Origin of the sequence: Kaistella treverensis, from assembly GCF_900114045.1 — a bacterium.
Taxonomy (GTDB): domain Bacteria; phylum Bacteroidota; class Bacteroidia; order Flavobacteriales; family Weeksellaceae; genus Kaistella; species Kaistella treverensis.
In genome coordinates, this window is the sequence record NZ_FORQ01000001.1 from 729,143 (window position 1) to 749,230 (window position 20,088).

Here is a 20,088-nt window from a genome sequence, read left to right on the forward strand (position 1 = left end):
TTGGTTGTACAAATGGTATAGCGACAATCTATGGTGTGACCAAAACAAATCCATAAATAACTCTAATTTTGCACTACAAATTTTTTGATGAAAACACTTTTAAAATATTTAAAACCGCACAAGTGGTTGCTCATTTTATCGTTATTTCTGGCGACTGTAAACCAGGTTTTTTCTTTGTTTGGTCCGGCGATTACGGGAAATATTCTGGATCAACTCGTGACGCACCCGAACTTTTTCGATAAAGAAAAACTGCTTGCTCGCAGCCTGAACGACTATCTGTACGGCACCGATGTTTACCACGGCGTTTTTTATTTTTTGGGTTTGCTCATCGGAACTGCGATGGTGAGTAGAATTGCGAAAGCTTTTCAGGATTATGTGGTGAATGTGATCACGCAGAAATTCGGTGCGAATATTTTCACCGATGGTTTGCAGCATTCCATGGCGCTGCCTTTTCAGGAATTTGAAGATCAGCGAAGTGGTGAGACTTTATCTATTTTAACGAAAGTCCGCGAAGATTCGGTAAAATTTATTACCAACTTTATCAATATATTTTTCGGAATTTTAGTCAGCATTATTTTCGTCTCCATTTACGCGATACAGCTACATTGGTCTATTATGCCGGTTTATGTCGTGGGAATTTTCATTATTTCGTTCATCACCAATTTATTAAGTAAAAGGATTAAAAATATCCAGAAAACCATTGTTGCTGAAACCAATACTTTAGCTGGAAGCACGACCGAAAGTTTAAGAAATATAGAAATCGTAAAAAGTCTGGGACTTACGAAACAGGAAGTGAAACGCTTGAACAGCAATACGTATAAAATTTTAGGTCTGGAACTGCGGAAAGTGAAAAGCATCCGTTCGCTGAGTTTTATTCAGGGCACGATGGTGAATTTTCTGCAGCAGATGATTACGTTCACTTTGCTTTATCTGATCTTTAAAAATATCGTGACGCCGGGACAATATTTGTCCTTAATGTTTTACGGTTTTTTTATTTTCGGACCGATGCAGGAAATCGGGAACATTATTATTTCTTACCGCGAAGCTCAGGCATCACTGCACAATTTCGATACTTTAATGAAAAAACCTGCGGAAGAAAAACCACAACTGCCGAAAGAAATTGGGGCAATTGAGAGACTGAAGTTTGATAAAGTGTCTTTTCAGCATCAATCCGCGACTTATAAGGCGCTTAATGATATTTCCTTTGAAGTAAAAAATGGTGAAACCATCGCTTTTGTGGGACCAAGCGGCGCCGGAAAAAGTACCTTGGTGAAACTGCTTGTTGGCCTCTACCGCCCGAAAGAAGGCGCGATCTATTACAACAATATCAACGGAAATGAATTTGATTTCGATGAGCTGCGGAACCAAATCGGTTTTGTAACACAGGATACGCAGCTTTTTGCGGGAACAATTAAAGAAAATCTGCTGTTTGTAAGTCCGGGCGCGAGCGAAGCAGATTTGGAAATGGCTTTGAAAAAATCCAGCGCCACGGCGCTGATTGAAAGAGCTGAAAATGGTATCAATACAGTGATTGGTGAAGGTGGATTAAAATTAAGCGGCGGAGAAAAGCAGCGAATTGCTATTGCGAGAGCTTTGCTGCGAAAGCCACATTTGTTGATTTTCGATGAAGCGACTTCTGCGCTGGACAGCATTACAGAAGAAGAAATTACAAGGACAATCCGGGAAATTTCTGATCAGAAGGAGCAAATAACGGTTTTGATCGCTCACCGTCTCAGCACAATTATGCACGCGGACCGAATTTACGTTTTAGAACGCGGAAAAGTCATTGAAACCGGTTCGCATGAAAATCTGTTAGATTTAAAAGGTTTGTATTACGCGATGTGGCGACAGCAGATTGGGGAAAGGAAAGTTAGTACAATTGGTTAAAACCAAAAAAAACGGGCAAAAAGCCCGTTATTTTTATTGATTTAATTATCTCTTTTTCTAACCGTGCGTTGCTCAATTCTTTTTTCGAATTTTTCACCCTGGAAAATCCTCTGGACCATAATTCCCGGAATGTGAATTTCGTTTGGATCAAGTTCGCCCGGTTCTACCAATTCTTCAACTTCGGCAATGGTGATTTTTCCTGCGCCGGCCATCGGTGCATTGAAATTGCGCGCCGTGCCTTTGAAAATAAGGTTTCCGGCATGGTCGCCTTTCCAGGCTTTTACGATGGAAAAATCGGCTTTGAAAGCGTGTTCTAAAATATGCATTTTACCGTCGAAATCTTTGGTTTCTTTACCTTCAGCGACTTCAGTACCGTAACCTGCTGGTGTATAAAAAGCCGGAATCCCAGCCTGTGCCGCGCGACATTTTTCAGCTAAAGTTCCCTGTGGCGTGAGTTCCACCTCAAGTTCGCCGGAAAGCATTTGGCGCTCAAACTCCGCATTTTCGCCGACGTATGAAGCGATCATTTTCTTGATTTGTTTTTTCTGTAATAGCAATCCGAGTCCGAAATCGTCCACACCCGCATTATTGGAAATGCAGGTTAAATCTGTAACATCGCTGTCTGCCAAAGCATTAATGGAATTTTCCGGGATACCGCACAGGCCAAAGCCACCCACGATTACCGTCATACCATCATTAATTCCGGCAATGGCTTCCTGCACATTTTTTACTCTTTTATCGATCATGAGAAAGTATGAAAATTTGTGGTAGAAATTTACGCTTTTTTTTGGAATTCCCCCAGACCTGGTGCAGAAATGCGGAAATTTACCGCGGTGCTGCCCGCGTGAGGGATAGAAGCGGCATCCTTTTTTTGCCGGGTAAAACCCGGAAAAAAAAGATAGAGCGGAGAGCCCGGCCCGAATGAGGGAATGGAGCGCGAGCGTAGCGAGCGCGTAATGACCGAGTAAGGGACACGCTGTAAACAGTGGATAGTTGAGAGAATAAAGGATGAATGATGACGGATGACGAATGAAGTAAAAAGTAGGAAGTGCGGAGAATGAAAAAAATGGCAAAATAACCGGGAATTTTTCTGGTGTAGATTTTTTTGCTAAAGTGTTGGCAGAAAGTAATATTTATAGTATTTTTGCAGCCTGTTAACCAACCTCTGACGAAGGGCGTGAACGTTGCTTAGCTTGACAAAACAAATTTTTTTACAAGAAAAATGGATTTATTACAGTACGTGCAAGACAAGTACATTGCAAAAAAAGAATTCCCAAAATTCAAAGCCGGTGATACAATCACCGTGTACTACGAGATTAAAGAGGGCGCTAAAACAAGAACTCAGTTCTTTAAAGGTGTAGTGCTACAAATCAGAGGAACTGGAGCTACCAAAACTTTTACCATCCGAAAAATGAGTGGTGATGTAGGTGTACAAAGAGTTTTCCCAATGAATTTGCCTGCTTTGCAAAAAATTGAAATCGACCGAAGAGGTAAAGTTAGAAGAGCAAGAATCTACTACTTTAAAAACCTTAGAGGTAAAAAAGCGAGAATTAAAGACGCTTCTTACAAAAAGTAATTTCGGTTACAATACAAAAACCCATCAATTCGTTTTGATGGGTTTTTTCGTGCTTAAAAGGGAATTTTTTTGGTTTTTAGTTTGAGCTTATTATTTTTGAAAAAAAATGCCGCAAAAACAGCCAAATTTTTCATTTTTAACCAAACAACTTTAATGAACTTTTACTTCCAAAAAAACCAATCTTTTGACAATCTTTTGTGGTTAATAAATTCCTCAAGGAAAAATTTGCCGCTAAAACGGCCAATTTTTTATTTTTCTAGATTATTTCAAAACCATTTTATTTCGTGGCAAACCAATTTCATGTTCCTGCGGGTAAGGTTTTCTCCACGTCATACTTACATCTTCGTTGATTTTTTTGTGCACTTCATAGCTTTTTTCCTTGTCTTCTGCATACCGCGGATCCGGGATAAAGGGCATTTTTGCCATTTTGAAAACCGTAATCGTGGGAAAATGAAAATCCACTTCCACCTGGCCCAATAACAAATAGCAGCCGCCACCCTGAAAAGGATATTTCTGTAAATTATCTGGGAAATGTGCCGTATCGAAAAAGTTTCCTTCAACATCAATCCAGGTTCCGAAAAACATCGTTCCTTTCTTGGTGGGAACGTGTTTGCGCGAAATCAGGTAGGCCAGCATTTTCACCTGTTTTTTATGAAATTTCACTAAATCTGTCGCCATTATTTTTCCCCGGAATTTGGTCTGTAACAGATCGAACGGGCTACAGGAAACGGCAAATCCCAAAATTTCTATTTCATCAAAAGCATCTTCAAACTTATTGCGGTTTAGTTGCGGAAGTTGATATTCCGGCACGGGCGTCTCAAAAAAAGCGGGCAGGCGATATTCCGGCTGGAAGTGGATCATCAACAATCTGCCTTCAATCAGCAACTCATTTTTTGGTTTTCCGGTAAAGCGGAAAGCACCCACAAAAATCAACGTCTGCAAAGTTTCAATTCCCACCGGAACGCGTTTGATAAAATTTTCCAGCGACGTAAAATCACCATTTTTCGCCCTTTCTTCCGGGATAAAATCCGCAATGCGGCTTTCCAGCTTTTCAATGTGCATAAAACCTAAAAAAACATCGTCACCAAAAACCGTGGTTTCAAATAAACTTCGGTTCACGCACGGATTATGAATTTTTCCGCCGCCCATTCTACATTCATGCACATACACTTCGGTACGGTAAAAACCGCCACCGTTATTGATGGCGGAAACCATAAATTCAATCGGATAATGCACCTTTAAATATAAACTTTGGTAGCTTTCCACCGCATAGGACGCGGAATGTGCTTTGCAGAAAGAATAACCTGCAAATGACTCTATCTGGCGGTAAACTTCCTGCGACAATTGCTCCGGATGACCTTTTTGGGCGCAGGATTCAAAAAAATTATCTCTTACTTGCTGCAGTTTTTTCAACGAGCGGCTTTTGCCACTCATGGCTCGCCGCAAAACATCACCGTCATTGGCAGATACGCCACCGAAATGCAGTGCAATCTTAATCACATCTTCCTGATAAACCATAATCCCATACGTTTCACCGAGCTGTTCTTCAAAAACCTCATGAAAATATTCGAATTTCGTGGGATTGTTGTGCCGGAAAATATATTCTTTCATCATGCCGCTTTTCGCCACGCCGGGGCGAATAATGGACGAAGCCGCTACCAAAGTGATATAGTCCTGACATTTCAAACGGCGCAATAATCCGCGCATCGCAGGACTTTCAATATAAAAACAGCCGATGGTTTTCCCGATGCTTAAAAAATCATTACAGCTTTTATCATTTTTAAAAAGATGCGTGTTGTGAATATCAATAGTGATTCCTCTGTTTTTGTGCACGAGTTTCAGCGTATCATTTATGGTTCCAAGACCGCGCTGAGATAGAATATCAAATTTTTCAAAACCGATATCTTCCGCCACATTCATATCAAACTGCACCATCGGAAAACCTTTTGGGGGCATTTCCAAAGCACTGTAATTGGTAATAGGTTCTTCAGAAATAATTATTCCGCAGGAATGCATGCTGCGCTGGTTTGGAAATTTTTCGAGCAAAACGCCGTATTTTTGTATAAGTTTCACCACTTTATTATCGTCGTGCATCTCCATAGGATTTTTTGCCAAAACATCCAGTTCTTCTTTCGGCAAACCAAAAGCTTTCCCCACTTCCCGAAAGATAGAACGGTATTTAAATTCGACATTGGTACCACAAAAAGCCACATGCTCCCTTCCGTATCGATCTAAAATATACTGTATAATCTCGTCCCGCTCGCGCCAACTCCAGTCAATATCAAAATCCGGCGGATTATTCCGGTGTTTATTCAGAAATCTCTCAAAATAAAGATTAAGCTCAATGGGGCAAATTTCTGTAATTCCCAGACAATAACTGATGATGCTGTTGGCGCCACTGCCGCGCCCAACATGCAAAAAACCACGGCTCATACTGTATTTAACAATATCTAAAGTAATGAGGAAATAACCCGAAAAACTCATTTCGCTGACGACTTGCAATTCTTTTTCCATACGGTCCAGAACGATTTGTGATTTTTCCGGATATCGTTTTTTCAGGCCTTTATAAGCCAATTTTCTTAAAAGCACATCATCCGATTTTTTATCCGTGGTAAAGCAAATTTTGTTTTTCGGTGTTTTAAAATCAAAATTAAAGACGCAGACATCTAAAATATTCCGGGTGTTCTGAATGATTTTCGGATATCTTTTAAACTTTTCCAAAAGCGTGGAAACCGGTTCAAAAACTTCATTCCGGGAACAACAATCGTTTTTAGCAAGTTTAGAAATCAAGGTATTTTGGTCAATCGCTCGTAGAATCCGGTGCAGATTGAACTCCTTTTTTGTCTTGAAAGTTATTGGGTGCAAAATGACTATTTTTTCTGAAAATTTTTTCAATTCCGGCCGGATTAAAAAATTCAGTTCTTCTGCCCGAACGCCGATAAATTCATTTTCATTGAGTGTTTCTGGGAAATTGCTTAAAGTATAAATCACAAAAACCTGGTCAAAATGCGGCGAAAATTCGGGCAATTCCGCTCCTTCGCAATTGTGGTTGGTAAGCAAACGGTTGATTTCAGCAATCCCGGTTTCATCTTTCGCGATGGTAATATAAAGCAAACGTTTTTCTTTCCGAATTTCTACACCTACAATAGGTTTAATGCCGGCTTTTTCGCATTCTTTTTTAAAATCATAGATCGCGGTGACCGTGTTGATGTCAGTTAAAACCAATTCTTTCACGCCGGCTTCGGCGGCTTGCTTCACAAGTTCTTCAACGGAAAGCGTGCCGTAACGTAAACTATGATAAGTGTGGGAATTGAGAAACACGGTTTTAGATTTTAGAGGTTGGTGTGGAACCAAGATTCAAGAACTAACATGATGAACAAATTTTCGGGGCTTTTTCAGGTTTTTTGAAATCCTTTGATGAAAAAAATGGTGTTCTTTTAAGACATTAGTTTAAATCCCGAGGCACGGCCTAGTGCATTTTCGCCAAAACGGTTTTTCATGCGGTCCATGGCCTGATAGAGATTCATCAACTCTTCGCTGTCTTCAAATAAATTCATCTGATAGGTCCCGTGCACCAGATTGGTAAAACGCAAACCGATGAGGCGCAGGCGCATTCTGCGTTTATACAATTTATCAAATAAATCCAGCGCAACCCTTGCTAAAGTATGATCAATAGAGGTATAAGAAATCTTACACTGTTTGGTTTCTGTATCGAAATTGGCGTAGCGGATCTTCAAAACTACCGTAGAAGTCAGCCATTTCTCCTGGCGAAGTTGGTATGCTAAAGCTTCTGCCATTCCCGAAATTATTCTTTTCACCTCGAAAATATCCATCGTATCATTGGTAAAAGTATGTTCACTGGATACAGATTTTCTTTCGGAATACGGAACCACGGGCGTCAAATCAATTCCGTTGGCTTTTTTCCAGAGCTCGCTGCCGTTTTTACCCATCATTTGCTGCAAAACCAGCACGGGCATTTCTGCTAAAGTTTGAATAGTACGAATTCCCACGCGAGAAAGCAGCTGAAAAGTAGCGTCGCCAACCATAGGAATTTTCCTTACAGAAAGCGGATTGAGAAAAGAATGTACATTGTGGGCGGGAATTTCAAACCTGCCAAGCGGTTTGGCTTCGCCGGTACCGATTTTAGAAACGGTTTTATTAGTAGACAAAGCAAAACTGATGGGCAAACCGGTATTTTTGGTGACGGCTTCGGCAATTTCCTGCGTCCATTGGTAACAGCCGAAAAACCGGTCCATGCCTGAAAGATCCAAATAATATTCATCAATACTGGCTTTTTCTAAAACCGGAACTTTTTCCTGAATGATTTCGGTGACCTCGCGGGAGAATTTGGAGTAACGTTCGTAGTCACCACGGATGATTTTCGCGTCAGGGCATAACTTCATTGCCATCTTGATGGGCATGGCAGAACGTACGCCGAAATAACGTGCTTCATAGGAACACGAAGCCACCACGCCACGCTCGCCACCACCGATGATTACAGGAATTCCTTGAAGTTTAGATTCCTGTAACCTTTCACAGGAGACAAAAAAAGTGTCTAAGTCCATATGTACAATCGCTCTTTCCATGGGTTCAAAATTAGTATAATTTATATCTAATTTATGTATATTTGTTGCTATAATTTATAGCAATGTCAATTTTATCAGAAAATATGCGGTATTTGAGAGGTCAGCAGAAATATTCGCAACAGAAGATCGCGGATGCCCTTCTTATCACGCGCGGGCGCTACGCTAAATATGAAGATGGCGGTACAGAACCACCCATAGAAATCCTGATACGCGTGTCGAAATATTACGGCGTAAGCATTGATTTATTGGTGGGCACAGATTTGCGGAAGTACCCTTTGGAAAAAATGATGAAATTGCCAGACAACCGGATTATCCTGCCGATTACCGTAGACGAAAAAGGTGAAAATAAGATAGAAATTATCTCAGAAAAAGCCAAAATGGGCTATTTGCAAGGATACAGCGACCCGGAATATATTGAGAAACTTCAGACCATTTCCCTGCCTTTTCTGCGCAATGGAAAATTCCGCGCTTTTCCGGCAAGCGGAGATTCCATGCCGCCTTTTAAGGACGGAACTTTCATCGTGGGGAAATATGTAGAAAACATCAATGATCTTAAAAACAACAAAACTTATATTTTCATTACCCGAAATGAAGGAGTGGTTTATAAAAGATTGGGCAAAAAAACCGGAAAAAATATTATGGTAAGTTCGGATAATGATTTTTATGAACCGTACGAAATCAAGCTTTCACAAATCCTAGAAATCTGGGAGTATGCATGCAGCATCAATACCGAAGAACCCGACCAAAGTCCGTTGGATATGATTGGAATTAAAGAAATTCTGTTATCGATGAAAAAAGAAATTACCGCCTTAAAGCCCTTAAAAATTCCTAAATAGCAATGGTGAAAAATTCTAAATCATTTTAGCAAAACTCCACCCCAAAGTTTATTTCAAAAAATTACCTGCTATTTGCACCTTTTTTTTGAAAATACTTTTACTGATTAATTTAGGCAGCTTTGAACTACGTTCGTAAATTTTGATAAAAGCCTTTGCTTTTAGCTCATTTATGCCTGCACTCCCGTTTTTTTGTGCGCTATACTGCGCAAAAACAACTCGTTCAAGTCTGGCTGCAATATCACGCCGCAAAAAAAATCCCGCAAAAACAGCCAAATTTTTTCATTTTTACAAAGGCGCCACGTCAAAGTTTATTAAAAAAAAATGCCGCTAAAACGGCAACTTTTTTTTTAAATTATTTCAAAGCGTCATTTTCCTGATTTTTAACCGGTTTTGGTAAATAAAGCTGGTATTTGTTTTTAGCGTTTTTCACCTTTTCGATGTAGAAATTTTCAGCGTTATATCTGATCATCCCGCTCATCGATTTCGGTTTTACGGTTAAAGTGAGGATTTTCTGTCCGTCCGCAGAAGCACCGCGAAAGGTATAAAATCCCGGAACTCTTTTTTCGCCAAGATTGTATTCCATCAGCTTAAACTCTTCCTCGCCAGCCGGCGTCGGTAAAGTTATTTTGATGTCTTTTATTTGCTCTACTTTTGCCGCTTTTTTCTCAATTTCCCTGAACAAATTTTCACCTGAAAAAGAAAATTCCTTGACAATCTGCATATCTTCAGTTTTTTGCGCGGTTGCGCAGGATGTTAAAAAAAGCAGGAAAAAATTGATAAAAAGTATTTTCATTTCAGTTCATAAACAAAAAAAGAGCCACGTGCTGTGGCTCTGGGTTAGACTATTCTTTAATTATTTTCTGCATTTTCACCGTTTCGTTTTTATGCAGGATTTTCACCACGTATACGCCGCGCTGCAGCCCCGTCACAGAAATACTCTCGGACGAAAGAACCTGCGCATTTACAAGTCTGCCAGCCATGTCGTAAATCTCGATTCGGTCCGCCGGTTTGGATGTTTTAATGTACAAAACATCTTTTACCGGATTCGGGTACAGCACAAAATCTTCAGCCTGATCAGGATCTACGGTTCCCATGTTCGCGAGCGTAAGTTTTACAGTATCCGAAGTTACGGTACAGGTCGCGTTGGAAACCACAACGTAATAAGAACCTTCATCTGTTTTCTGAACGCTGTTGATGGTTAATGTACTGCTAGTTTGGTTTGCAAGCGCAACGCCGTCTTTATACCACTGGTAAGTTGCAGGTCCGCTTGCGATTACAGTGAACGTCTGTTTGGAACCGATATTTCCGGTAACCGAAACGGGTTGTTGTGTAATTGCCGGCGCGGTACAGCTTAAGACTAATGTTCTACTGTTATCACTGGTTAAGGCGCAATTCATCAAGACCTCATCTTTGGTTTTTCCGACAAAGGTTTTCGGATCTTCGGTTTTCAGGTAAGACAGACCATAAATGGTGTACGTTCCACCTACTAGTGTTCTGAAATCTGCTGTTGGGCTTTGCGCGACAATTTTGTTATTTGCATCCACCGCGATGAAAGTGTACGCGTTGCTTGTGGTCGCAAAATCGGTAACTTCATAGAAAGAACCGTCGCCGCTGAAAGACAGATTATAAGTTGCTGCAGGATCACCACTTGAAAAATTATTAAAAGTGATGTAGTAATCCACACCTTCGTTCAGCGTAACAGTTAAGGTGTTGAATGCGCTGTAGGTATTCGGCGTGGTAGTTTCGTAAGCGTTGGAAGCTACAAAACTTGCCAAAGCTTCTGTACTGGTTCGCACTGCAGAAGTTGGATCAGCATTGTAAATCGACATAATAAGGAAACTGCCGCTGTTTGTAATGGTGTACTGACCGGTTTTCGTAACGCGTACTCTTTTCAAAACAGAATTTGCACTTCCGAGATATTTCGGCGTGGTCATGCTTTCGTCGGTATATGTCACCAATCTTGTACGCACCACCGTGGTTGTAGAAACATTTATTGCCGAAGTTGCAAAATACCCCAGGTTTCCTACCGTTGGCGCGGTCATATTTAAATTAGCAAAGGTATTTCCGGTTGTGGTATTTACCGTTGTTGTTGGACTGATCAGTGTTGACTGGGCGCTGCACGCCGCATTGGTAACAGTAAAATTAGCTGCTGAAACATCGAAAAATTCGGCACCGCCACCTACTAGCGCGGTAACTTTAATTCTTGCTTTATCGGTTCCCGGTACGTTTGGAATTGTTACGGATTCCGCACCGTCATTTGCCGTATTCTGTTTCAACATATAAGGAAAAGTGTAGCCACCATCAACCGAAAGTAAAATATTCACCTGGTCTTTGATGGTTTGCGTATTGTTAACGTCCCACGTTACGTTGATCGCGCTATTCGCAGCAGTGGTTGAAGCGGTGCCTTGCGAAGTTACTTTTAGCGGACCTGAAGCATCTACACGGACAACCATTTCATCTGAATCCACACCGCCGCCACCGATTTGGTTATCACGAACCGTAAAGCGAAATTTCATATTTCTCGCTACTTGTGGCAAAGCTTCTGCATCGGTATCCGGCGCGATATTATTGTTATTGATGATATACGTAATTTTCGGAAAAGTTCGCTCGGTGCTTTCCAAAGTCTGTTCACTACGGAAAAGCGGTGCAGTTGTACTGTTTACGGCCGTGTATCCACCTACGCCCACAACAGTATAACCAAAAGCACCTTTGTCTGAAGCAGTTGCCACGTCCGCCTGTTCCCAGGTATAACTTAAAACGTTTCCATCTTTATCGCTGGCTGCACCTTTTAGTTTAAACGGTGTATTTTTCGGAATTACAATATCCACTCCAGCATTGGCAGTTGGTGGTGTATTTCCGGTTGGTGTAGTGGTGAAACAGGTAGCTCTGTTTGCTAAAGAATAGAGGATTTGGTCTAAACTTTTAGCATTGAAATAATTAAGCTGGTTTTTGCCGGAATTGGTTTGGTCTACCGGTACTTTACAGTTGCTCGCGTAGCTCATAATCGTGGTTCCGGAGCCCGGCTCTACAGCGGAAGTACTGTCCCAACCGTTTGTACAGAAAGTTTCTGAACCTACAGTTCCGCCCACGGCATTATATGTATGCCAGGCTGAAAACTGGTGCCCCATTTCGTGAATAATGAGGTTGGCAGTAGCACCGCGCGGCATAGAAACCGTCCATTGGCTCCAGGCGCGCGCGCTGGAACCGGGAGTACAAGGATTCGGACCGGCCTGCCCCTGCGCAGTTCTTTCGGAACTCTCCATAATATTGAAAGTGTGCCCAATATCGTATTTTGAATACGGCAAAGTTGCGTTGTTGTTCATCGTGGTAAAACCTGCCTGCGAATTGTTGGCGCTCGCAAAAGTAGAACTCACGGTAAACGGATCGGTAGTAGGATTCGGGAAGATTAAAGTTTTGTTTAAAGTTTCCGCAATCGCCACAAAAGACACTGATAATTCTGTTTCGTAAACAAGATTGATAAGATTCAGCATATTCAACGCTTCGGCTAAAGCATTATCCTGACTTCCGAATTTCTGAGTGAATTCTCCCGTGGTCGCAATCGCCATGCGGAATTTCCTTAAAGTATTTCCGTACGGAAAATAAGGCGCAGAAGCTAATTTTAAAACACTTGCCTGTTTTTTGATTTCCTCAAACTCGCTTTTCAGCTCCAAACTTTGATCGATGCCGCAGCTCACTTTTCCGCCGAGGTCATCAAACATATTGTACAGGCGGTATTCGTTGGCTTTGGTTTCGTACGGCTCCAGCATAAAATATCCGTCGGCAGATTTTATAATCGCATTGATTTTATCTCCGAAAAAGGAAAGTTTTAATGTGGTTTTTCCGTCTTTTGAAATTCCGTCAAAAGTTTTGATGGAAAGGCTGGTGTTTTTCGTAAGGTCGTTTTGGGTAAGTGTAAAAGTTTCTAAACGTCCGTCTTTCAGCGGCAATTTGATGGTAAGATCAGATTTGCCTTTAGCTGAATTTGCGCTTTTAACTTGCGCAGAAAACTCTGTGGTGTTGAGTGGAAATACTTTCCCCGGCATTGCATTTTCCGGCACTTTTTGACCGAAGAGCAACAGTACAAAACATATTAATAATGTTGAGAGTAATTTTTTTGTCATAATTGTTGGATTTCGCTTTCAAAATTAGTGAATAATTTGGTTCGGCGGAGGTTTGTTGCGTTTTTTTTAAGGGAATGTCTTTACATTTACGACTTGTTGTTGAAATGAGATTTTTGATGGTTTTAGCGGCGAATTTTTTCCCAGGAGAAAATGTTTTAACCACAAAAGATTAATCAAAGGAGAAGGCTTTTTGGAGGTAAAAGTTCATTAAAGGTGTTTGGGTAAAAATGAAAAAAATGGTTGTTTTAGCGCGGAATTTTTTCCCAGGAGAAAATGTTTTAACCACAAAAGATTAATCAAAGGAGCAGGCTTTTTGGAGGTGAGAGTTCATGAAAGGTGTTTGGGTTAAAGTGGAAAAAATGATGGTTTTAGCGGCGAATTTTTGCGGTGTGATGTTGCAGCCCGACTTGAACGGAGCTCTTTTTGCGCAGCGAAGCGGAGCAAAAAAGCGGGAGTGGAAGGCGGAAATAGCTGCCCAAAAAAAAACGCCTCATAAAAATGAGGCGCTCTGTATATAGAATTTGGAAAAGGCTTATTTACCTTCCATTTTCTTTTTCAATTCTGCCAATACGTCTAAATCTCCTAATGTGGATTTTTCTTCGTTGTTTGAAGATCCTGTAGATTTATTAGAGTTATTGTTGGAAGTGTTTTCTCTCACGTTTTTCTTCTCTTCGTCTCTGAAGATGCCGGTGTGAGATACTACTACTCTTTTGAATTCTTTGTTGAACTCGATCACTTTGAACTCTGCGCTGTCGCCTTTTTTGATTTTAGAGCCGTCTTCTTTCTCTAATAATCTTGACGGACAGAAAGCTTCAACTTCTGCATCCTCGAACTGAACCTGAGCTCCTTTGTCGAATACTTCTGTTGCTGTTCCTGCATGTACAGTTCCTTCAGCATATTTGGTTTCAAATTTATCCCAAGGATTTTCCTGCAATTGTTTGTGACCTAAAGAAAGTCTTCTTGCTGCTGTATCCAACTCAAGAACTACAACTTTCAATTTATCGCCAACTGCACAGAATTCTGATGGATGCTTGATTTTTTTAGTCCAAGAAAGATCAGAGATATAGATCAAACCATCAATACCTTCTTCCAATTCTACGAATACACCGAAGTTTGTAAAGTTTCTTACAATTCCTGTGTGCTCTGAACCTACCGGATATTTAGTTTCAATGTTAGACCAAGGATCCTGGCTAAGCTGTTTCATACCCAAAGAGATCTTACGGTCTTCTCTGTCTAAAGTTAAAACCTCAGCTTCAACTTCGTCTCCTACTTTTACGAAATCACCTGCACTTCTTAAGTGTGTTGACCAAGACATCTCTGAAACGTGAATTAAACCTTCAACTCCTGGCGCAACTTCTACAAACGCACCGTAATCTGCAAGTACAACTACTTTACCTTTTACTCTGTCGCCAATTTTCATATCAGCAGAAAGTGCATCCCATGGATGAGCTTCCAACTGTTTCATACCTAATTGGATTCTTGTTTTCTCGTCATCGAAATCAAGGATAACCACTTTTACAACCTGACCATCTTCTAAGATTTCTGATGGATGGTTTACACGGCTCCAAGAAAGATCGGTAATGTGAATCAAACCATCAACACCACCAAGATCTACGAATACACCGTAAGAAGTAATGTTCTTAACAGTACCTTCCAATACCTGACCTTTTTCTAACTGTGCGATGATCTCTTTTTTCTGACCTTCGATATCTGCTTCGATCAATGCTTTGTGCGATACTACAACGTTTTTAAATTCAGGATTGATTTTCACAACTTTGAATTCCATTGTTTTACCTACAAACTGATCGTAATCTTTGATTGGTTTCACATCAATTTGTGAACCTGGTAAGAATGCTTCGATGCCTAAAACATCTACGATCATACCACCTTTGGTTCTTGATTTTACAAAACCATTTACGATTTCGCCGGTTTCGTGAAGTTCATTTACTCTATCCCAAGCTTTAAGCGTTCTTGCTTTTTTGTGAGACAATTGTAACTGACCTGATTTATCTTCTCTCCTGTCAACCATTACCTCAACTTCATCACCTACTGCAAGGCCTTGGTTGTAACGGAATTCGTTTAAAGAAATAACTCCTTCAGACTTAAAGTTGATGTCAACAATCGCTTCTTTGTCGGTAAGTCTTACAACTTTTCCGATCAGCACGTCGTTGTCCTGAAGATTGTTCAGCGATCCGTTGTAAATTTCTTCCAAATCACTTTTTTCTTTTCTTGATTCAGCATCAAGTCCAGATTCAAATGAATCCCAGTCGAATTGTTCCGGAGCTACGTTTTGGTTCATTAGAACCTCTTCTTTTGTTGTCGTTTCTGACATAATAAAAAAATTTGTATCCTGTAATTTCAATCAATGGCTTAATGTGGGATATTGAAAAATACAGAAGATGTTAGTTGTTAATGTTTTAACTTCGCCAAAGGCTTCCACAAAAAGTGGTGCAAAATTACGACAAATATTGATAATTTGCCTTATTTACCTGTAAAATTCTTCACCAATTTTAATTAAAAAACACTTTTAGCAAAGCTTTCTCTTAACTTTGCAAAATGGACTTACAGAAAATTTACGAAAACCTGCAGATTCAGGACATGAATCAAATGCAGAAAACCACCTATAAAGCCGCAGAAAAAAGCAAAGACATCATTTTGCTCTCGCCCACAGGCTCCGGAAAAACATTGGCTTTTTTGCTTCCTGTCCTTCGGAATTTAAGTAAAAACAGATCGGAAATTCAGGCGATGATTTTGGTTCCGTCTCGCGAACTGGCGTTACAGATCGAACAGGTTTTTAAAAGCATCGGCAGCGATTTTAAAGTTACCGTGTGTTACGGCGGCCACGATAAAAAGATTGAGATGAACAATCTCGTCGAAGCACCCGCGGTTTTAATCGGCACGCCCGGAAGAATAGCCTATCATTTAAAAAATGAAAATTTTGATCCTTCGAGCATCGAAAATTTGGTGCTTGATGAATTTGATAAGGCTTTGGAATTCGGTTTTCATGATGATATGAGTTACATCATCGAAGCGATGCCGAATCTTTCCCAAAGAATTTTGACTTCCGCAACCGCGATGGCAGAAATTCCAAAGTTCACCGGAATTGAAAACGCGGAAAAAATAGATTTTCTGAAAGTTCAGGAATCAAAACCGGATTTTCAACTTCGGAAAGTGATGACGACATCGGAGGAAAAGCTCGACACATTATTTCATCTGCTCTGTAAAATTGGCAACAAAAGGACCTTAATTTTCTGTAATCACCGCGATGCTGTGGACCGGATTTCTGCTTTATTAAAGGAGAAAGGAATTTCGCGCGAAACCTTTCACGGCGGCATGGAACAGGACGAAAGAGAACGCGCCCTGCTGAAATTTAAAAATGATTCTTCGCGAATTTTAATCACCACCGATCTGGCCTCACGCGGTTTGGATATTCCGGAAGTGGAATCGATTGTGCATTACCAGTTACCACCGAAAGAAGATGCTTTTATTCACCGAAACGGACGAACCGCGCGAATGAACGCGAAAGGTTTCGTCTATTTAATAATGACCGAAGACGAAAATTTTCCTTTCATTAAAAAGACCGTTGCCGAAGAAAAACTTACGCAAGACTACAAACTGCCCGCGCGAACGCCGTTTCTCACGCTTTACATCAGCGCTGGAAAAAAAGACAAAGTGAATAAAGTGGATATCGTCGGTTTTCTGATTAAAAAAGGCGGTTTGGAAAAAGACGATATCGGCTTGATTGAAGTGAAAGACACAACTTCTTACGTTGCGGTGAACCGCCAAAAAATGGTGGCTCTTTTAAAAACTTTAGAAAATCAAAGGCTGAAAAACAAAAAACTGAAAATAGAAATCGCGTATTAATTGCTGATTTTCAGCATATTTTTTCGGCGTTATTTTATGTAAATTTGCTCGGTAACCAGCGAAAAATGAAACTTAATTTACCAGATAAACTCTACTATTCCATTGGCGAAGTTGCCAAAGCTTTTGATGTCAACGCTTCTCTGATCCGCTACTGGGAGCAGGAATTTCCGATCATTAAACCCAAAAAAAACAAAAAAGGAAACCGATATTTCACGCCGGAAGACATTAAAAATCTGCAGATAATTTATCATTTAGTAAAAGAAAAAGGTTATACGCTGGACGGCGCGCGCGTTGCGCTGGCAACCAATTCCAAGATCTCGGAAACAGTTTCGATGATCGACCGACTGAATTTTGTAAAAGCAGAATTAATAAAACTCAAAGACTCTCTCGCGGACAAACCCGAATAATTGGGTGTTTTCACCGGTAAAAATTAAGTGAATCTCGCAGTATGGCAATTCATTTAACATAATATTTTTACCAAAAATACCCAATGAGATTACAAATACAATTTTCTTCCGCGAAAAACTATATTCTTGGTTTCGCGACTTCCGGCGTTTTTCTGGTCGCCGGTTTATTTTATTTCAACAACACGCAGGCTACAGAAAATGCGCCTGACACATTTTCTGAAATCAGAAGCGACACGAAATCTTCGCTTTCGGACTTTAATCCAAATGAATTAAGCGCCACAGAATGGCAGCAGCTGGGTTTTTCGGAAAAGCAAGTGCAAACCATTTTGAAATATAAGTCGGTTTTAGGCGGAAATTTTCAGTCTAAATCAGAACTTCAGAAATGCTACGTGATTTCGGAGGAAAAATTCTCGGAGCTGGAACCGTATATTTTGCTGCCCGACGAAGTTTCCGGACACCAAAAATCTGCGCGCTTTGTAAGCAATTACAATAGCGACCGTCCAAATTTTGCTTATTCCGACAATTCATTTTCTAATAAAAAAACGCTCAAAATACCCGGAAAATTTAATCCCGACCACTACTCTGCTGCTGATTTTGTGAATTTAGGATTTTCGGAAAAGCAGGCAACTTCCATTTTAAAATATAAAAATTATCTCGGCGGAAGTTTTCAGAGCAAAGAAAAATTTGGTGAATGTTTTGTAATCAGCGCGGAAAATTTTCAAAAACTCGCGCCATATCTGCTTTTACCGGAAAAATCATCGGCGGAAGCTGCAACATCAAAAAATTTCATTTCTAAAGATTTTAAAGCAGAAAAAAAGGATATCAGTTATGAACCTTTCGACCCGAATATCACCGATCTGGTCGGTTGGAAAAATCTTGGTTTTTCGGAAAAACAAGCGCAGGTTATTATAAATTACCGCGACCGGAATCTGAAAGGCAGTTTTAAAAATTTAGAAGACATCGCGCGCTGTTTTGTGATTTCACCTGAAAAATTTGAAGCTTTGAAACCGTTTATCGTTTTAAACCCTGAAAATATAAAAGAGAGAAAATTTGCCTCAAACACCACCGAAAATTCTGCAAACCGCACGGAAAACAATTTACAAAAATTTGCCACAAATCCAACCGATTTCAGCAAAACAGATTTAAACCAAATTACCTTTAACCAGCTTATAGAATTTGGTTTTGATGAAAGAAGCGCCGCAAGCTTTTTAGGTTTCAGAAAAAAATTGGGCGGTTTTATGGCAAAAAATCAGATTTTGGAAACTTATAATATTGATAAAAATTTAGCAAAGAAACTGGTGGAAATAGCACCTTTAAACACAGAAAATGTAGAACGGTTTTCGCTCCTCGACGCGCCGGAAGAATGGCTGAAAAGTCATCCGTACTTCAGATATTACGCCGATAAAATTGTTTATTACCGCATTTCATCAAAAGATGAAAAGAAAATTTTTAAAAGCCTGAACCTAAAAGCTGACGCTGAAAAAAAGATGAGGCTTTATCTGAAATAACTTTTACTTTAAAAATTTAAAAGCAAAAAATTAGGTGTTTTAAGGCCGAAAAAATAAACTGGTCGCAGCTGTAGAAATATTTTAATGCTTTGTTCATTTTATTTATCTTTGGGAGCAAATATAATTTATGAATAGCGAGATAACTCACAACCTTGATATGATTGCAGAAACCGCGCGGGATTTTGCAGAAAAAAACATCCGTCCGAATATTATGGATTGGGATGAAAGCCAGACTTTTCCGGTAGACTTATTCCATCAGCTCGGCGATATGGGCTTTATGGGAATCGTAATACCTGAAGAATACGGCGGTTCTGGTTTAGGTTATCACGAATATGTAACGATTTTGGACGAAATTTCGCAGGTTGACCCATCAATCGGTTTGTCGGTTGCGGCGCACAATTCATTGTGTACAAACCATATTTATGAGTTTGGAAACGAAGAGCAAAGACACCGATGGTTGCCACAATTAGCGTCCGGAAAAGTAATCGGCGCGTGGGGACTTACAGAACACAACACTGGTTCGGATTCCGGCGGAATGAGCACAACTGCTGTTAAAGACGGCAACGACTGGATTATCAACGGTGCGAAAAACTTTATCACACACGCGATTTCCGGTGATATTGCCGTGGTAATGACAAGAACAGGCGAAAAAGGCGCAAAAAATAATTCCACCGCTTTTGTTTTAGAAAAAGGAATGGCCGGATTTACTTCCGGAAAAAAAGAAAATAAATTAGGAATGCGCGCCTCGGAAACCGCTGAGCTTATTTTTGATAATGTTCGCGTTCCGGATGCAAACCGTTTGGGCGAAGTAGGTTCCGGATTCAAACAAGCGATGAAAATTCTGGACGGTGGTAGAATTTCTATTGCGGCGTTAAGTTTAGGAACTGCAAGAGGTGCTTACAAAGCGGCTTTAAAATATTCGTTGGAAAGACATCAGTTCGGGAAAGCGATTAACCAGTTCCAGGCGATCAACTTCATGCTTGCAGATATGGCGACCGAAATTGACGCGGCGGAACTTTTGATCCGAAGAGCTTCTGACCTTAAAAACGCAAAAAAACCGATGACGAAGGAAGGCGCGATGGCAAAATTGTACGCTTCTGAAGCGTGTGTGAGAATCGCAAACAACGCGGTGCAGATTTTCGGTGGATACGGTTATACAAAAGATTTCCCGGCAGAAAAATATTACAGAGATTCCAAATTATGTACAATTGGTGAAGGAACTTCCGAAATCCAAAGACTGGTTATCGGCCGCGAGATTTCAAAATAAGGAAAATGAAAAACTGAAAAAAACATCGATTTATCG

14 protein-coding genes are annotated in these 20,088 nt (G+C 40.4%); 7 read left to right on the forward strand and 7 right to left on the reverse strand.

The window, feature by feature from the left end; genetic code table 11:
• Window positions 1–87: 87 nt before the first annotated feature.
• Entirely contained in the window at window positions 88–1,887 is a 1,800-nt protein-coding gene (locus BMZ55_RS03505; protein WP_089818679.1) for an ABC transporter ATP-binding protein, read from the forward strand.
• Window positions 1,888–1,928: 41 nt separating this feature from the next.
• On the opposite strand, the gene BMZ55_RS03510 is transcribed toward BMZ55_RS03505, so the two are convergent.
• On the reverse strand, window positions 1,929–2,633 hold the full coding sequence (locus tag BMZ55_RS03510) for a CoA transferase subunit A (RefSeq protein WP_089818682.1): 705 nt from the start codon (window positions 2,631–2,633) through the stop codon (window positions 1,929–1,931).
• A 476-nt stretch (window positions 2,634–3,109) separates the two neighbouring features.
• Here BMZ55_RS03510 and rplS point away from each other — a divergent pair, with 476 nt between their 5' ends.
• Entirely contained in the window at window positions 3,110–3,463 is a 354-nt protein-coding gene (rplS, locus tag BMZ55_RS03515) for a 50S ribosomal protein L19 (protein WP_039344120.1), read from the forward strand.
• 261 nt (window positions 3,464–3,724) lie between these two features.
• On the opposite strand, the gene BMZ55_RS03520 is transcribed toward rplS, so the two are convergent.
• A complete protein-coding gene (locus tag BMZ55_RS03520) occupies window positions 3,725–6,784 on the reverse strand; it encodes a DNA polymerase III subunit alpha (protein ID WP_089819412.1) in 3,060 nt (1,019 codons plus the stop codon).
• Window positions 6,785–6,900: 116 nt separating this feature from the next.
• The gene (gene dinB / locus BMZ55_RS03525; protein ID WP_089818684.1) at window positions 6,901–8,049 is read right to left on the reverse strand and encodes a DNA polymerase IV; all 1,149 of its coding nucleotides are present in this window, start codon (window positions 8,047–8,049) and stop codon (window positions 6,901–6,903) included.
• 62 nt (window positions 8,050–8,111) lie between these two features.
• On the opposite strand from dinB, the gene BMZ55_RS03530 reads away from it, so the two are divergent.
• Window positions 8,112–8,885 carry an XRE family transcriptional regulator gene (locus tag BMZ55_RS03530; RefSeq protein WP_089818686.1) on the forward strand — a complete coding sequence of 258 codons (774 nt, stop codon included), beginning with the start codon at window positions 8,112–8,114 and terminating at the stop codon, window positions 8,883–8,885.
• Between the two features lie 48 nt (window positions 8,886–8,933).
• On the opposite strand, the gene BMZ55_RS11260 is transcribed toward BMZ55_RS03530, so the two are convergent.
• From BMZ55_RS11260 to rpsA, 4 genes are all read right to left on the reverse strand, one after another.
• Complete coding sequence (locus BMZ55_RS11260; RefSeq protein ID WP_143068739.1) at window positions 8,934–9,158, reverse strand: hypothetical protein; 225 nt, start codon at window positions 9,156–9,158, stop codon at window positions 8,934–8,936.
• Window positions 9,159–9,237: 79 nt separating this feature from the next.
• A complete protein-coding gene (locus BMZ55_RS03540; RefSeq protein WP_143068740.1) occupies window positions 9,238–9,606 on the reverse strand; it encodes a hypothetical protein in 369 nt (122 codons plus the stop codon).
• A 121-nt stretch (window positions 9,607–9,727) separates the two neighbouring features.
• Complete coding sequence (locus BMZ55_RS03545) at window positions 9,728–13,006, reverse strand: reprolysin-like metallopeptidase (protein ID WP_089818692.1); 3,279 nt, start codon at window positions 13,004–13,006, stop codon at window positions 9,728–9,730.
• Window positions 13,007–13,538: 532 nt separating this feature from the next.
• Window positions 13,539–15,338, reverse strand: coding sequence for a 30S ribosomal protein S1 (gene rpsA / locus BMZ55_RS03555; RefSeq protein ID WP_089819414.1), 1,800 nt, complete (start codon window positions 15,336–15,338; stop codon window positions 13,539–13,541).
• A 224-nt stretch (window positions 15,339–15,562) separates the two neighbouring features.
• On the opposite strand from rpsA, the gene BMZ55_RS03560 reads away from it, so the two are divergent.
• The 4 genes from BMZ55_RS03560 (at window position 15,563) to BMZ55_RS03575 (ending at window position 20,052) form a co-directional block, all read left to right on the forward strand.
• On the forward strand, window positions 15,563–16,870 hold the full coding sequence (locus BMZ55_RS03560; RefSeq protein WP_089818696.1) for a DEAD/DEAH box helicase: 1,308 nt from the start codon (window positions 15,563–15,565) through the stop codon (window positions 16,868–16,870).
• Between the two features lie 65 nt (window positions 16,871–16,935).
• Window positions 16,936–17,277, forward strand: coding sequence for a MerR family transcriptional regulator (locus tag BMZ55_RS03565; RefSeq protein WP_089819416.1), 342 nt, complete (start codon window positions 16,936–16,938; stop codon window positions 17,275–17,277).
• 83 nt (window positions 17,278–17,360) lie between these two features.
• Complete coding sequence (locus tag BMZ55_RS03570; protein WP_089818698.1) at window positions 17,361–18,785, forward strand: ComEA family DNA-binding protein; 1,425 nt, start codon at window positions 17,361–17,363, stop codon at window positions 18,783–18,785.
• Window positions 18,786–18,912: 127 nt separating this feature from the next.
• Window positions 18,913–20,052, forward strand: a complete 1,140-nt coding sequence (locus tag BMZ55_RS03575) for an acyl-CoA dehydrogenase family protein (RefSeq protein ID WP_039344100.1) — start codon at window positions 18,913–18,915, stop codon at window positions 20,050–20,052.
• The last annotated feature ends 36 nt before the right edge of the window (window positions 20,053–20,088 follow it).